This window comes from Sphingomonas sp. FW306-1B-B10E (assembly GCF_058782005.1).
The window spans coordinates 1-13,422 of record NZ_JBYSXG010000018.1 but is presented as its reverse complement, the minus strand read 5'-3'; the positions used below and the strand labels follow the sequence as shown (position 1 = coordinate 13,422).

Here is a 13,422-nt window from a genome sequence, read left to right as displayed (position 1 = left end):
TCAACGCGTCGAGACCAATCTGCGTTCGATCGCCTGCCATAAAGATGCGAAGGCCTGCGCGGCTGGACTGCGCGGCGCGAGCGCACCCACCGGTTCGCGCCGGACGGTCATCGTCTCGACGATGCTCGCCATCGGGATGACTGGCCAATCGGGATGCGCGGCCAGCGCCTCGGCGTGAAGCTTGCGGCGACGATCGACCATCGAATGAACTGGCATCAGCGGCGCCCCGCCCTTGTGGCTGAGATGGCTTTCGACTTCGGCAAAGGCGCGCATCGAAAGCGGAGAGGGGATCACCGGCACGACGATCAGGTCGGCGGCGCGCATCACCTGCTCGCTGGTCTCGGTCAGCCCCGGAGGGCAATCGAGCAGCACGCGATCATAGGATCGGGTCAGGGCGCCCAGCAGCTTGGCGAGGCGCTTTTTCTTGTCGAGCTCGTGGAAGATCCGGTCGAGCGCGCGCAGCGACGTGTCGGCGCCGATCAGGTCGAGCCGGTCGATCGGGGTGCGCCGGGCCAGCTTCGAAGCCTCGACGTCGCGGGTGAAGATTGCCTGCGCCTCGCCGCGTGCGCTTGCCTGCTCATCGAGGAGGAAGGTCGACGCCGCCTGCGGATCGAGATCCCATAGCAACGTCCGCCGTGCCGAACGGGTCGCCGCCATCCAGGCGAGATTAACCGTCAGCGTGGTTTTGCCGACGCCGCCCTTCAGGCTGTACACTGCGATCGTAGCCAAGCGAGTCCCTCCCGTCGCGATGCCCAAGCTGGCATGAAAAAGGGCCGGCGGGGAAGCCCCGCCGGCCCTCGAAAACTAGCGATGTACCCTGTCTCAGGCGTGGCAATTGCGCTCCGGCTTGCCGGGAACCGTGACGGTGACGTTCTTCGACGTGCCGGTGAGCTTGTAGCCGCCGGCGGCCTCGAATGGCTGGCCGGCCTCGGGCGCCTTGAGCATCGTGGCAGGGCCGCCCTTCGCGGTCTTGAGCTGGACCTGCTTGTTGCCCTGGAAGAAATCGACATAGACCAGGCTGTTGTCGCCGCAGCGCAGCGTGACGCTTTCGGCAATTGCGGGCGGAAGCTCGACCGGTGCGGCGTTGGCGAGCTGCGACGCCATCGGATCCGGCGCGGTGCTCGTCACTTCCTCGGGCTTGTTCTCACATGCGGCGAGCGACAGGAGCGCTACGGCGGCGGCGGCGATAAGGGAGGGGTTCTTCATAGCGGGTCGTGCTTTCGAACAGGTGGCAAGAATCGTCAAGCGATTCGTGATACAAGGTCACATTATTGTGCTGCAACGCAACGTAACACGCCGATTGTGTCTCCCATGTGAACTCTATTCGTGGAATTCATCCAAGTCCGGGATTCTCCCGAAGGCGATCTTGGTCCCCACCGCATCGACGCGCCCGCCGTTCAAGGGTCCGACGCTGACGGCATGGCGTCCGAACTTCTCGTTGATCCTATCCATCGCGCGACTGAGCGACAAGGTTCGCGTCTCGCGGGCCAGCGGATCGTCGGGGTCGAGCGCGGCGAACAGCGAGCCCTGCTCGCCTTCTACCGCCTCGATCTCGCACAGCGTCACGCCGACCATGCGCAGGCGGAAGCCGCCGCTGCGCTGGCGCCCGGCCTCGGCGAGCCGCGGGAACAGCGTGTCGAGCGCCGAGAGGATAACGAAGCTGTCCTGCGTGTTCGGCAGCTTGATCGATGCGCGCCAGTTCGACTTGTCATCCTCGAACTTGCCATGGAGCACGAGCAGCCGGCTGCGATAGCCCTTGCGCCGCAACCGGCTCGCCGCCTTGAGCGCGAGGCGGCGCGCTGTGAGGCGCGTCGGCTCGAGCCCGCGCTTGCTGGGCGAAAGGACATGGCTGTGACCGATCGTGCGGCTCTGCGTCGGCTTTTCGGGCAGTTCGATGCCGTGGAGCAGGTACCAGAGCCGATCGCCGTTGGTGCCGCCCCACGCCGTGCCAGCGTCGCGCGGCCGGCGCTCGCAGAGCTGGCGGATGTCGAGGATGCCATCCTGCGCAAGGCGCCGCTCCATCTTGGCCCCGATCCCGGCGATCTCGCGCAGCTTGAGATCGTAAAGGCCATGAGGCAGCTGGTCGGCGGTAAATACCACTAGACCGTCGGGCTTCTGCAGGTCGGAGGCGAGCTTGGCGAGCAGCCGGTTTGGCGCGATCCCGATCGAGCTGGTTAGGCACTCGCCGACATTGGCGCGGATGCCCGCCTTGATCCGCTTCGCCAGCGCGACCGCCGCCTCGCGCGAATTCTCGTTGTCGAGCAGGCGGCAGGCCACTTCGTCGATGCTGCAGACGTGCGTGACCGGGATATGCCTCCAGATCTCGGCGACGACCGCCTCGTGAAATTCAACGTATTTTTCATGGCGCGCGGGCGCGATGAGGATGTCGCGGCATTTGCGCTTGGCCTCCCAGACCGGCGTGCCGGTCGCGATGCCGTAGCGCTTGGCCTCGACCGAGGCGGCGATCGCGACGGTAGTGTCGGCATCGACCGGGGCGACGATCAACGGCTTGCCGCGCAATGCCGGATCGAGCTGCTGCTCGACGCTGGCGAAATAGCTGTTGAGGTCGAGGAACAGCCAGCGCAGCGGTCGTGGCGGAAAAGTCAGCATGTTGGGAATGCCGGGCTTAACTTCGCATTTTTCACGCGAATCGTGAACAGAAGTTTCCTTCACGCGATCGATTGTTGCGCGGCGCGGTGCGGCATCAGCGGTCAAGGCGGAGACGGCGTGACTCATCATCCGGAACAATAGCAGAACGAAGCGGCGTAGGAAACGCACTTGACCCATGCCGCCCCGCTTCGCAGGACGGGAAGATGGAGAAATATATGCGACTCTTGCTGATGACAGGCCTGGCCTTGACTCTCGCTGGGTGCGGCGGAGGCGACGAGGGCGCGAACCGGACCGCGCCGGTCCCGACGCCGACCCCAATGCACGGCCCGATGCTCGGGAACGTCGACCTCGACAAGCCGATCCGCACGGCAGGGAAGGGGCAGGGCTGGTCGCTCCAGCTCGCGCCGGGGAGGATCCTTTTCACCGAGGCGCCGGACGCGCCTCCGATCGACTTCTATCCGGTGAGTCCGAAGCTCGACGAAGGGCGGGCGGTTTTCGCGACCCGGACTCCCGACGCCAAGCCGGTGACGATCACGCTGACCCGCGAGGAGTGCATGGCGGATAGGGCGGAACTGCCGCTGACCATCGAGGCGCGCATTGGCGCACGGACGTTACGTGGCTGCGCCGGGCCGTCGGCGCCCCCGGCGCGCCCGGCTGGGGAAGCCTCGCCGGGCAATGCGGCGGCGGCGCAGTGACGGCGATGCCAATCAAGCTTGAAATCTGCGTCGACAATCCGGCGGGGCTCGCCGCCGCAGTCGCCGGTGGCGCGGACCGCATCGAATTGTGCTCGGCACTCGAGCTGGGCGGACTCACGCCTTCGGCCGCGTTGCTCGACGCGGCGGTGCGGAGCGGATGCCCGGTGCACATGATGATCCGCCCGAGCGCCGGTGGCTTCGTCGTGGACGCGGACGAAACCGCGCTGATGCTTGAGGAAATCCGTTTCGCGGTGGCGCATGGCGCGGCGGGCGTGGTGGTCGGCGCGCTGGGCGCGGACGGGCTCCTCGACCGCGAGCGCCTGGCGCGTTTCCGCGATGCGACGCGTGACGTCTGCATCGTGCTCCACCGCGCGATCGATCTGGTGCCCGATCCGGTCGCCGCAGTGGGCGAGGCGGTGGCGCTCGGCTATGACAAGATATTGAGCTCGGGCGGTGCCCTCACGGCGATCGAAGGCGCCGCGACCTTAGCGGCAATGGTGAAAGCGGCGGGGGAGCGGCTGTCGATCATCGCCGGCTCCGGAGTCAATCCGCAGAATGTCGCGCAATTGATCGCCGAGACGGGCGTGCGCGAAGTGCACGGCTCGGCGAGCCGGAAGGGCGTCGAACCCGACGTCGCGACGCGCCGGCTCGGCTTCGCGACCGAAGCCCGGCGGGAGACTGATGCGGAGATTGTCGCGGCGATGCGCGCGGCGATTACCGAGGCGTGACGTTAAGTGTTCCCCCGCGAAGGCCGGGGCCCAGACTCAGCGTGCGCGCAGAGACGCGCTACCGCGCGTGATTATTTGAGGACTGGGCCCCGGCCTTCGCCGGGGAACAGTTGTTATCGGCTCACCCCAGGTGCTGCGCCAGCGAGCGCCACGCCGGAAGCTTGGCGTCGAGGCCAATCGTATGAAGCGGGCTGCTCGAAGGAAGCGCGACGATCTCGTATCGTACCGCCGCCGCGCCCAATTGCTTGACGCCGTGGCGCGATGCCGTCCCACCGTTGAAGGCGATCGCGCGCAGATCGGGCAGCTTGGCGGCGAGCGCAGCGACATCATGCCCTTCGATATCGCGCATCGCCGCGTCGGTGCTGCCGGTGCGACGGGCGCTGGCAACGACATCCCACAAACCGATATGCGCTGCGAGAAGCGCCTCCAGCCGCTGCTCGTAGGGCAGGGCGGCGAGATCGCGGCCGGCTGCCGGGGAGATCAGTCGCCAGAACTGGTTCTGCGGATGCGCATAATAGCGCTGCTCGGCCAGCGAGCGCTCGCCGGGCAGCGAGCCCAGCACGAGCAGGCGAACGCGCGCGTCAACGACCGGCGGGAAGCTGCGCTTGCGCTCGCTCACGCGGCGGGCGTGACGTCGGTATGGATGAAGTCGTCACCCTTGAAGAGCAGGGGCTCGCCGGTCGCCTTGGCGAGCGCGTAAGCGAAGCAATCGCCGAAGTTCAGATAGGCGCGATGGCCGGTTCCCCGCCCATATAAGCGATAGGCATCGCGACCAAGCCGAGCCTGGTCGAACGTCACATCGACGATTTCGAGCCTTATGCTTCGAAGCAGCGTTTCTATGAGACGGGCCTTTTCAGGGTATCTCCTCACGATGACTGTTGCCAGCTCCATCCAGGTTCCGGCGGACATCTTGCGCTCACGCTCTTCCCATATCCGGCGTAGGATGACGTCGCGTTCTGGCTCTTCGAGCATGATCGCCAAAATCGCCGAGCTATCCACGATCACTTGGGCAGGCCGTCCTCATCATAAAGGTCGTCTATCCATTCCTTCGAGGATTTACCGCGCATCTCCGGCGGAATCGACGCGACGAATTCCCGGCTGATTTCCTTCACTTTGGCGGAGAATGCAGCGAATTCCTCTTCGCGCCGCTGCAACTCGCGTTCGAGCGCCGAACGGATCGCCTGGGTGACGGGCTGGCCAGTCACATCGGCTAGCTGCCGCGCGAGACGGACGGTTTCTGCGTCCTTGATGTTCAGCTGCACGCCCATCGTTCTACCTCCGTCTCGGGGCATTCTACCATGGCTTGCGCGGCGGCGAAAGAAGCGTAGCATCCTGCCATGGCGCGCACGATCATCCGCTATGGCGATTTCTGGCCCTATTATCTGCGCGAGCATGCCAGGCCTGAGACACGGCGACTGCATTATATCGGCACTGCGCTGACCTTCGTCTTCCTCGTAATCGCGCTGATGCAGGGCGGTTGGTGGTGGCTGCTGGTGCCGCTGGCCGGCTACGGCTTCGCCTGGGGCGCGCATTTCGGCGTGGAGAAGAACCGGCCGGCGACCTTCACCTATCCGCTCTGGTCGCTCTTCTCGGACTATCGCATGTTCTTCCTGTGGCTGAGCGGGCGGCTCGACCCGCATCTCGAACGCGCAGGTGTGGCGACACCGGTCAGGACGCAGTGAGGATCGGCCCGGCCGCGACGCGATCAAGCGCCTGGCCGAGCGCGCTCGCCGGATAAGGCATGGGCTGGGACAGCAGGATGAAATCGGCGGCGCCGTCCTGCTCGGCGGCCAGCGCAGCGATCGGCTCGACCATGTCGAAGCGCAGGCTCGTGCTCGGATGCGGCTCGGCGCGGGCGTGTGCGCGAGCCTGACGGATACGCAGCGCGGAGAGGTCGGTGCCGCGCCCTTCGACTGAAACGAAGCCGAGGCTGCGCGCGAACGCGGCGGTATGGATCAGCCGGTCGCCGGTGCCGCAGCCCAAGTCGAGGATGCGCACTGCGCGATGGCCGGCGAAGCGAAATTCGGCAAGCGAGTGCTCGATCAACGCCAGGCTGGGCCCGTGGCGCGGGTGCGGCGTGTGGCCGTCCTTCGGCGCGCGCATGAGCGCCGACAGGGAGAAATGCGCGCGTATCATCGGCGCTTTTCCGGCGCGGCAGGTTTGCCCTCGACGGCGGCCCAGAATGCAGTGAGCGAGAGGCGGCCTCCGCGGCGTACACGCGTCCTGTCGTTGAGAAGCGGGCGGGCGTCGGGATCTTCGTGCGGCTTCATGGTGGCTCCGGCGTGTCGTCCCGGTGCAAATAAGCGAGTCGCACATAGGAATTCGAGATTGGAAGGCCGGCCCAGGCATAGTATTTTCGTAGTTCCCCTCCGCCCGGAAAATAGGGGTTGGGCACGGCCTACCAAGCCTTGCTTGCCGAGTGCGGCCCGGCATCCCTATCTAGCCGCCATGCATGTGACATCCGACACCCTGGGCCTCATCGGCAACACTCCGCTGGTGCGGCTCAAGGGGCCGAGCGACGCGAGCGGCTGCGACATCTTCGGCAAGTGCGAATTCGCCAATCCCGGCGCATCGGTGAAGGACCGGGCGGCGTTGTTCATCGTGGCGGACGCCGAGGAGCGCGGGCTGATCCAGCCGGGCGGGACGATCGTCGAGGGCACTGCGGGCAATACTGGGATCGGCCTGGCGCTGGTCGCCAATGCCAAGGGCTACAAGACGATCATCGTCATGCCCGAGACGCAGAGCCGCGAGAAGATGGACACGCTGCGCGCGCTCGGCGCCGAGCTTGTCCTGGTGCCGGCGGCGCCCTATTCGAACCCCGGCCATTTCGTCCACACCTCGCGCCGGATCGCGGAGGAGACGCCCAATGCGATCTGGGCCAACCAGTTCGACAATATCGCCAATCGCCGCGCTCACATCGTCGGCACGGCCGAGGAGATCTGGAGCCAGATGGATGGCCGGATCGACGGCTTCACCTGCGCGGCGGGAACCGGCGGGACGATCGCGGGGGTCAGCCTTGGGCTCAAGGCGAAGGACGAGAAGGTGTGCATCGCGCTGAGCGACCCGCACGGCGCCTCGCTGTACGAATTCTATGCGTGCGGCGAGCTGCGCTCCGAAGGCTCGTCGGTCGCCGAAGGGATCGGGCAGGGGCGGATCACCGGCAACCTCGAAGGTGCCGCGATCGACACCCAGTTCCGCATCTCGGACGAAGAAGGGCTCGAATGGGTCCGCCGGCTGCTCGACGAGGAAGGGCTGTGCCTGGGGCTCTCCTCGGGAATCAACGTCGCCGGCGCCGTCCGGCTAGGCAGGCAATTGGGGCCGGGCAAAAGGATCGTGACGATCCTGTGCGACACCGGCTTCCGCTACCTCTCGACGCTCTACAATCCCGAATGGCTGCGCGCCAAGGGGCTGCCCGTGGCCGGGAGCCTAGAGACAGCCTGACGCTCCGCCTCGACAAACCGAGTGCGAGGCGTTACATTTATACCACAGCCATGAAGTCGGGATCGCGAGACTCACAACAGGCGATGCAGCGTGTCCGGGTGGGGATGACCGGGCTGGCGATGGTGCTCGTGCTGATCGGATTGGCCAGCGCGATCTTCTCCTCGGCCAATCGCGACGAACCCGTTTCGGCGGTCGGCGCCCCCAATGCGATGGTCGTCGCCAACATCACCGGCGAGCCCGGCAACACCGCCATGGTAAAGGGCAAGGACGAGCCGCTCGCCGAGCTCGGCGTCGCACCCAGCACATCGTCGACCGACGCGCCTGCGGAGCCCAAGAGCGAGCAGTAACCTGATGTGACGTAATGTGCTCCTGCGAAAGCAGGAGCCCAGAGTTACGAAGGACGCGCTTGCGGCCCTGGGCTCCTGCTTTCGCAGGAGCGCTGACGGCGTCGATTTCCTTCATCTGAGTCGTTTCGCTGCGACTCACTCGCGCGGCTCCTTCTCCAACTTGGTCCGAAATCCAGCCAGCGACTGCGGTTGCCCTTTTGCATCCAGAAACAGGATGAGAACATATTGCGCCCGTAATATAAACAAGCCAATTTTGAGGGGCTAAGTGGGGCAAAATCCCGTCTGATCCCCATATTTTCCGTTGTGTCCCGGCGGGCTTTGTGATCAAAGGATCGCAGGGGTACACCCTTTCACCGTGAGAGCATCAACCGGGAGGCGGCAGCGAACCGCGATTCCGGAGGCGGGGAAGGCGTGCCCAAAAGGGGTGTTTGGGCGTGGCGGACAGGGAGCTCTTCGAGGGATTTGCGCTCCAGGCGGTCGACCTGAAGGGTCGCGTCGCTATTCCCGCCGACCTGCGCGCCGCCGCCGAGCGCAATTCCGACATCCGCCAGATCGTCGTCGGCCTTCACCCCGAGGATGCCTGCCTCTCCGCGCACGACCTCAGCTGGTCGAAGGAGAAATACGACCGGCTCGACCGCAAGGAAGCGCTCGCCGAGGAGCGCGGCACCGAGGTCGACACGCGCGCCAAGCGCCGCGCCTTCGGCCAGGTCGAGAAGGCGCCGTTCGACGATAGCGGCCGCTTCGTGATTCCGCCCTTCTTTCGGATGAAGGCGAAGATCGGGAAGTGGGCGTTCTTCAACGGCTCGGGCGAGACCTTCGATGTGTGGGCGCCCGAAGTTTTGCTCGCCGACGAGAATGCCGATTCCGGCCTCCGCGAGATCTGCGAGTATCTGTGCCAGTCCAAGGGGGTGAAGCTGTGAGCGACGCGCCCCACATCCCGGTGCTGCTCGACGAAGTGGTCGACGGCCTCGCCATCGTGCCCGGCGAGCGCCATGTCGACGCGACGTTCGGTGCGGGCGGCTATACCGACGCCATCCTCGAGCGGGGTGCCGAGGTGGCCGCTTTCGATCGCGACCCCCATGCGATCGAAGGCGGCCAAACCCTTGTCGCCAAAGCGGGCGGTCGGCTGGTGCTGATCGAGGCGCCGTTCAGCCAGATGGAAGGCGAATTGACGCGCCGCGGGCTGGTGCCGGTCGACGGCGTGACGATGGATATCGGCGTCTCGTCGATGCAGCTCGACCAGGCCGAGCGCGGGTTCAGCTTCCAGAGCGACGGGCCGCTCGACATGCGGATGAGCCAGGAAGGCCTGACCGCAGAAGAGTGGCTCAACACGGCCGACGAAGAAGAAATCGCTAACGTTTTATTTAATTATGGCGAGGAGCCCAAGTCGCGGCGAGTCGCGCGCGCGATCGTCTCCGCACGACCCCTTAAGCGGACTTCCGAACTCGCCAACGTGGTAAGGAAATCCTTAAACCATAAACACTACGACAAGAAGGACCCGGCCACCCGGACCTTTCAGGCGATCCGCATTCACCTCAACCGCGAGCTCGACGAACTCGCGGAAGGGCTGGCTGCGGCCGAGCGCGTGCTCAAGCCGGGAGGGCGGTTGGCGGTGGTCACGTTCCATTCGCTCGAGGATCGCATGGTCAAGCGGTTCCTGCGCGAGCGGAGCGGCAGCGAGCCCGCCGGCTCGCGGCATCGTCCGATGGCCGGCCCCCGGGCCGCGCCGAGTTTCGAGACCCCCGCCAAGGCCGTGCGGCCCGGCGAGGACGAAGTAGCGCGTAACCCGCGCGCCCGGTCTGCGACGCTGCGCGTGGCGCGTCGGACGGCTGCGGCGCCCTGGGGCAGTGAGGGAGTGAACTGATGGCAGTGCAGGGCTTCAAGGGACTGGGATGGTTCCTGTGCGGCGTTGTCGTGGCGCCGGCATGCTACCTCGTCAATTCGCACGGCGCCGCCGAACAGGCGAAGCTCAACGCGACCAAGCTGGCTATCGTCCAGGCGCAGCGCGACATTCGCGGGCTCGAGACCGAGTTCAACACGCGCGCCAACCTGGCCCAGCTCGAGCGCTGGAACGGTGACGTGCTGGCGCTCGCCGCCCCGGTCGCGCAACAGTATCTCGCGAGCGAGACCGCGCTGGCCAGCCTCGGCCAGGCGCCTGCCGACGTTCAGGTCGCCGCATTGGTGGTCCCGACTGGCGCACCCGCGATGCAGGCCGCGTCACAAATTGTGGTACCCGCCGCCAATCCGGTGCAGGCGACTGCGCAGGCCGCTATGCCCGCGAAAAGCGTGGCGCAGCAGGATGGGGAGCTTCGCAAGCTGATGAAGAAGGCTGACCGCCAGGCGATCGCCTCGGCGGACAATGGCGTATTGAGCGCGTCGACCATGGAAGATCTGCAGAAGCTGGCGAAGCGCGAGAAATTGGCGCTGCGTTGATCGTCGTCGTCGCCCCGCCGGCCCGACAGGGTCGTACGGGCGGTGCCCGTCAGGCGCTCGTCGCCGTCGCCCAGGTGCGGCTGATGATCCTGTCCTTGTTGTTCGGCGCCGGCATGCTGGTGGTGATCGGCAAGCTTGCGCTGCTTGCGCTCTGGGCCGAGCCTGCCACCGCCCGCGACATTGCAGCCTCGCTGATCCCGCCGCGCGGCGACATCGTCGATCGCAACGGCGCGCCGCTCGCCCGTAGCATCGATGCCTGGTCGATCGCCGTCCACCCAAACCAAGTCATTGGCGACAAGGCCGCGCTCGCGCAGAAGCTTGCCGAACTGATCCCCGATAAGAGCGCCGGCGCCTATTATGCGTTGCTCAATTCGGGCAGCAGCTTCGCCTATCTCAAGCGCCGCGCGATGCCCGAATTGGTCACTGCGGTGAACGCGCTCGGCGAGCCGGGCATGGAATTCCAGCGCGAGCCCGACCGGCTCTATCCGCAATCGATGATGGCGGCGCACATCCTCGGCTTCCTGGATGCGGCAGGAGCCGGCGTCTCGGGAATGGAGAAGGTGCTCGACCGCCAGCTGACCGACCCCGCCAAGCGCGGCGCGCCCGTGGCGCTGTCGATCGACGCGCGCGTCCAGGCGGCGCTCGAGAACGAGCTCGGCCGCGCGATGACCGACCTCCAGGCGCGCGGCGCCGCGGGGGTGATCCTCGACGTGCACACCGGCGAAGTGCTGGCGATGACCTCACTGCCTAGCTTCAATCCCAACGCGCTGCAGGGCTCGGCGCCGCCCAATAACGTCACGCAGAGCGTCTACGAGCTCGGCTCAACCTTCAAGCCGCTCGCCGTCGCCGCGGCGATCGATTCGGGCACGATCACCAACATGGCGCGGCGCTTCGATGCGACGCGGCCGCTCCAAGTCGGCCGGTTCATGATTCATGACGATCCGGGCGACGAGCAGTTTCGCTGGCTCAATATCCCCGAGACCCTGATCTATTCGTCGAACATCGCCACTGCGCGGATCGCCGACGAACTCGGCCAGGCCAAGCTGCAGGACATGTTCCGCCGGCTCGGCTTCGATCGTCGCCCGGGGATCGAGGTTGGCGGCGCCAAGCCGCTCTGGCCGAGCTATTGGGGCCGGATCACGGTGATGACCACGGCTTACGGCCACGGCATCGCAGTGACGCCGCTCCACCTCGCCAATGCCTATGCGACTCTGGTCAATGGCGGCATCCTGCGCCCGGTGACGCTGCTGAAGGTCGATCCGAACAAGGCGCCTGCCGGCGAGCGCGCGCTCAAGGAATCGACCAGTGCGCGGATGCGCCAGCTGCTCCGGCTGATCGTGCTCAAGGGCACCGGCCGCAAGGGCGAGGCGCCGGGCTTCCGCATCGCCGGCAAGACCGGCACCGCCGAAGCGGCGTCGGGCGGCGGTTATGACAAGCATCGCAACGTCTCGACCTTCGCGGCGGCTTTCCCGATCGATGCACCGCGCTATGTGATGGTCGCCATGCTCGACTCACCCAAGGCCAACCCCGCGATCGGGGTCTACCGCACCACCGCCGCCTGGACCGCCGCGCCGGTCGTCTCGCGTGTCGTCAGCCGCACCGGCACCTTGCTCGGCGTCAAGCCCGACGCCGGCCGCGACATTGACGAGCGCGAATTGCTGCCGCTGATCTGGACGGCGCCCGAACCCAAGCAGAGCGCCGAATGAAACTGAGTGCACTGACCGGCGGAGACGAAAGCGCCGCAGTCACCGGGTTCGCGATCGACCACCGCAAGGTCGCTCCCGGCACCATTTTCGGCGCGTTCGAAGGCGCGCGGGTCAATGGCGAGGACTTCATCCCCGCCGCGATCGAGGCGGGTGCGATCGCGATCGTCGCGCGGCGCGGCGTCGTGGTCGAAGGCGCAGTCCACATCGCCGACGTCAATCCGCGCGAGCGCTTTGCACGACTGGCGGCGAAGTTCTTCGCGCCGTTCCCCGAGACCGCGATTGCCGTGACCGGAACCAACGGCAAGACCTCGACCGTCGAGATGACCCGCCAGCTCTGGCGGATGGCCGGGCACCACGCGGCGTCGATCGGGACGCTGGGCGTGACCACCTCCGACGACACCGTCTCGACCGGGCTGACCACGCCCGACGTGGTGACGTTCCTCGCCAATGTCGCGGGGCTGGCGCGCGAGGGCGTCAGCCATGTCGCGTTCGAGGCATCGTCGCATGGTCTGTCGCAATATCGCACCGAGGGGCTGCCGGTGCGCGCCGCGGCGTTCACCAATCTGAGCCGCGACCATCTCGATTATCACGGCGACATGGCGGCTTATTTCCACGCCAAGCTGCGGCTGTTCGCCGATGTGCTCGACATGGACGGCGTGGCGGTGGTCTGGGCCGACGATCCGCATGCGATGCGGGTCGAGGAACTCGCGCGGATGCGCGGCAACAGGCTGATCACGGTCGGCGAGCATGGCGAGACGCTCAAGCTGGTCGGGCGCGATCCGACCTTGTTGGGGCAGGGGCTGACGATCGAGGCCGACGGCAAGACGCACCAGGTCAATTTGCCGCTGATCGGCGCGTACCAGGCGGCGAACGCGCTGACCGCGGCGGGGCTGGTGATCGCGACCGGGGGCGATGTCGCGACGACGCTCGCCAATCTCGCGCGGCTCCAGCCGGTGCGCGGACGGCTCGAGCGCGCGGTGATCGCGCGCAGCGGCGCCCCGGTCTATGTCGATTATGCGCATACCCCCGACGCGCTCGAGGCGGCGATTGCGGCGCTCAAGCCGCACACCAGCGGCCGGCTGATCCTGGTGTTCGGCGCGGGCGGCGACCGCGACACCGGCAAGCGCGAGCCGATGGGGCAGGCGGCCGCGGCGGGTGCCGACATAGTGATCGTCACCGATGATAATCCGCGCGGTGAAGATCCGGCGGTGATCCGCGCCGAAGTGCTGAAGGGCGCGCCCGAGGCGACCGAGATCGGCGGGCGGCGCGAGGCCATTGCCGCGGCGATCGGCATGGCAGGCGCCGAGGATATCGTTCTGATCGCCGGCAAGGGCCACGAGCAGGGCCAGATCGTCGGCGACCTGGTGCTGCCGTTCGACGATGTCAGCGTAGCGCGGGAATGCGCGGCGTGACTCATTCTGCTCTTCTATTCCCCTTCCGCTTGCGGGAGGGGCTAGGGGAG

General features: G+C 66.6%; 17 protein-coding genes. 10 read left to right on the top strand and 7 right to left on the bottom strand.

Going from position 1 to position 13,422, the window contains the following annotated elements; all coding sequences use genetic code 11:
• The 3 genes from AC3WJI_RS09340 to AC3WJI_RS09330 form a co-directional block, all read right to left on the bottom strand.
• Positions 1 to 729, bottom strand: a complete 729-nt coding sequence (locus AC3WJI_RS09340) for a ParA family protein (protein ID WP_492756986.1) — start codon at positions 727 to 729, stop codon at positions 1 to 3.
• A gap of 93 nt (positions 730 to 822) precedes the next feature.
• Entirely contained in the window at positions 823 to 1,206 is a 384-nt protein-coding gene (locus AC3WJI_RS09335) for a hypothetical protein (RefSeq protein ID WP_492756985.1), read from the bottom strand.
• A 114-nt stretch (positions 1,207 to 1,320) separates the two neighbouring features.
• Complete coding sequence (locus AC3WJI_RS09330; RefSeq protein ID WP_492756984.1) at positions 1,321 to 2,610, bottom strand: DNA polymerase Y family protein; 1,290 nt, start codon at positions 2,608 to 2,610, stop codon at positions 1,321 to 1,323.
• 215 nt (positions 2,611 to 2,825) lie between these two features.
• On the opposite strand from AC3WJI_RS09330, the gene AC3WJI_RS09325 reads away from it, so the two are divergent.
• Both AC3WJI_RS09325 and AC3WJI_RS09320 read left to right on the top strand, forming a co-directional pair.
• Positions 2,826 to 3,305: a hypothetical protein gene (locus AC3WJI_RS09325; RefSeq protein WP_492756983.1), complete on the top strand. Its 480-nt coding sequence runs from the start codon at positions 2,826 to 2,828 to the stop codon at positions 3,303 to 3,305.
• 5 nt (positions 3,306 to 3,310) lie between these two features.
• Positions 3,311 to 4,033 (top strand): copper homeostasis protein CutC, encoded by a 723-nt coding sequence (locus tag AC3WJI_RS09320; protein WP_492756982.1) that lies wholly within the window; start codon positions 3,311 to 3,313, stop codon positions 4,031 to 4,033.
• Positions 4,034 to 4,154: 121 nt separating this feature from the next.
• On the opposite strand, the gene AC3WJI_RS09315 is transcribed toward AC3WJI_RS09320, so the two are convergent.
• From AC3WJI_RS09315 to AC3WJI_RS09305, 3 genes are read right to left on the bottom strand one after another with little or no spacing between them, the layout of a single operon-like run.
• Positions 4,155 to 4,652, bottom strand: coding sequence for a DNA-deoxyinosine glycosylase (locus AC3WJI_RS09315; protein ID WP_492756981.1), 498 nt, complete (start codon positions 4,650 to 4,652; stop codon positions 4,155 to 4,157).
• A complete protein-coding gene (locus tag AC3WJI_RS09310; protein ID WP_492756980.1) occupies positions 4,649 to 5,038 on the bottom strand; it encodes a type II toxin-antitoxin system VapC family toxin in 390 nt (129 codons plus the stop codon). Before AC3WJI_RS09310 ends, AC3WJI_RS09315 begins: the two co-directional genes overlap by 4 nt.
• Positions 5,035 to 5,301, bottom strand: coding sequence for a type II toxin-antitoxin system VapB family antitoxin (locus AC3WJI_RS09305; protein ID WP_492756979.1), 267 nt, complete (start codon positions 5,299 to 5,301; stop codon positions 5,035 to 5,037). Before AC3WJI_RS09305 ends, AC3WJI_RS09310 begins: the two co-directional genes overlap by 4 nt.
• A 69-nt stretch (positions 5,302 to 5,370) precedes the next feature.
• Here AC3WJI_RS09305 and AC3WJI_RS09300 point away from each other — a divergent pair, with 69 nt between their 5' ends.
• Positions 5,371 to 5,715, top strand: a complete 345-nt coding sequence (locus tag AC3WJI_RS09300) for an Mpo1-like protein (protein ID WP_492756978.1) — start codon at positions 5,371 to 5,373, stop codon at positions 5,713 to 5,715.
• On the opposite strand, the gene AC3WJI_RS09295 is transcribed toward AC3WJI_RS09300, so the two are convergent.
• A complete protein-coding gene (locus tag AC3WJI_RS09295) occupies positions 5,702 to 6,169 on the bottom strand; it encodes a class I SAM-dependent methyltransferase (protein ID WP_492756977.1) in 468 nt (155 codons plus the stop codon). The genes AC3WJI_RS09300 and AC3WJI_RS09295 overlap by 14 nt on opposite strands.
• A 312-nt stretch (positions 6,170 to 6,481) precedes the next feature.
• Here AC3WJI_RS09295 and AC3WJI_RS09290 point away from each other — a divergent pair, with 312 nt between their 5' ends.
• The 7 genes from AC3WJI_RS09290 to AC3WJI_RS09260 all read left to right on the top strand — a co-directional run bounded on the left by AC3WJI_RS09290 (position 6,482) and on the right by AC3WJI_RS09260 (position 13,372).
• Positions 6,482 to 7,474, top strand: coding sequence for a cysteine synthase A (locus tag AC3WJI_RS09290; protein WP_492756976.1), 993 nt, complete (start codon positions 6,482 to 6,484; stop codon positions 7,472 to 7,474).
• Positions 7,475 to 7,557: 83 nt separating this feature from the next.
• A complete protein-coding gene (locus AC3WJI_RS09285) occupies positions 7,558 to 7,821 on the top strand; it encodes a hypothetical protein (RefSeq protein ID WP_492756975.1) in 264 nt (87 codons plus the stop codon).
• Positions 7,822 to 8,255: 434 nt separating this feature from the next.
• Entirely contained in the window at positions 8,256 to 8,741 is a 486-nt protein-coding gene (locus AC3WJI_RS09280; RefSeq protein ID WP_492756974.1) for a division/cell wall cluster transcriptional repressor MraZ, read from the top strand.
• Positions 8,738 to 9,685: a 16S rRNA (cytosine(1402)-N(4))-methyltransferase RsmH gene (gene rsmH, locus AC3WJI_RS09275; RefSeq protein WP_492756973.1), complete on the top strand. Its 948-nt coding sequence runs from the start codon at positions 8,738 to 8,740 to the stop codon at positions 9,683 to 9,685. The genes AC3WJI_RS09280 and rsmH overlap by 4 nt, the downstream gene beginning before the upstream one ends.
• On the top strand, positions 9,685 to 10,254 hold the full coding sequence (locus AC3WJI_RS09270) for a hypothetical protein (RefSeq protein WP_492756972.1): 570 nt from the start codon (positions 9,685 to 9,687) through the stop codon (positions 10,252 to 10,254). Before rsmH ends, AC3WJI_RS09270 begins: the two co-directional genes overlap by 1 nt.
• Positions 10,251 to 11,960: a peptidoglycan D,D-transpeptidase FtsI family protein gene (locus AC3WJI_RS09265; protein ID WP_492756971.1), complete on the top strand. Its 1,710-nt coding sequence runs from the start codon at positions 10,251 to 10,253 to the stop codon at positions 11,958 to 11,960. The genes AC3WJI_RS09270 and AC3WJI_RS09265 overlap by 4 nt, the downstream gene beginning before the upstream one ends.
• On the top strand, positions 11,957 to 13,372 hold the full coding sequence (locus AC3WJI_RS09260) for a UDP-N-acetylmuramoyl-L-alanyl-D-glutamate--2,6-diaminopimelate ligase (protein ID WP_492756970.1): 1,416 nt from the start codon (positions 11,957 to 11,959) through the stop codon (positions 13,370 to 13,372). The genes AC3WJI_RS09265 and AC3WJI_RS09260 overlap by 4 nt, the downstream gene beginning before the upstream one ends.
• The last annotated feature ends 50 nt before the right edge of the window (positions 13,373 to 13,422 follow it).

Coding starts and splice junctions, on each gene's coding strand:
- AC3WJI_RS09260 (WP_492756970.1), top strand. CDS start 11,957: ATGAAACTGAGTGCACTGACCGGCGGAGACGAAAGCGCCGCAGTCACC.
- AC3WJI_RS09285 (WP_492756975.1), top strand. CDS start 7,558: ATGCAGCGTGTCCGGGTGGGGATGACCGGGCTGGCGATGGTGCTCGTG.
- AC3WJI_RS09330 (WP_492756984.1), bottom strand. CDS start 2,610: ATGCTGACTTTTCCGCCACGACCGCTGCGCTGGCTGTTCCTCGACCTC.
- AC3WJI_RS09305 (WP_492756979.1), bottom strand. CDS start 5,301: ATGGGCGTGCAGCTGAACATCAAGGACGCAGAAACCGTCCGTCTCGCG.
- AC3WJI_RS09295 (WP_492756977.1), bottom strand. CDS start 6,169: ATGATACGCGCGCATTTCTCCCTGTCGGCGCTCATGCGCGCGCCGAAG.
- AC3WJI_RS09320 (WP_492756982.1), top strand. CDS start 3,311: ATGCCAATCAAGCTTGAAATCTGCGTCGACAATCCGGCGGGGCTCGCC.
- AC3WJI_RS09270 (WP_492756972.1), top strand. CDS start 9,685: ATGGCAGTGCAGGGCTTCAAGGGACTGGGATGGTTCCTGTGCGGCGTT.
- AC3WJI_RS09290 (WP_492756976.1), top strand. CDS start 6,482: ATGCATGTGACATCCGACACCCTGGGCCTCATCGGCAACACTCCGCTG.
- AC3WJI_RS09300 (WP_492756978.1), top strand. CDS start 5,371: ATGGCGCGCACGATCATCCGCTATGGCGATTTCTGGCCCTATTATCTG.
- AC3WJI_RS09335 (WP_492756985.1), bottom strand. CDS start 1,206: ATGAAGAACCCCTCCCTTATCGCCGCCGCCGCCGTAGCGCTCCTGTCG.
- AC3WJI_RS09325 (WP_492756983.1), top strand. CDS start 2,826: ATGCGACTCTTGCTGATGACAGGCCTGGCCTTGACTCTCGCTGGGTGC.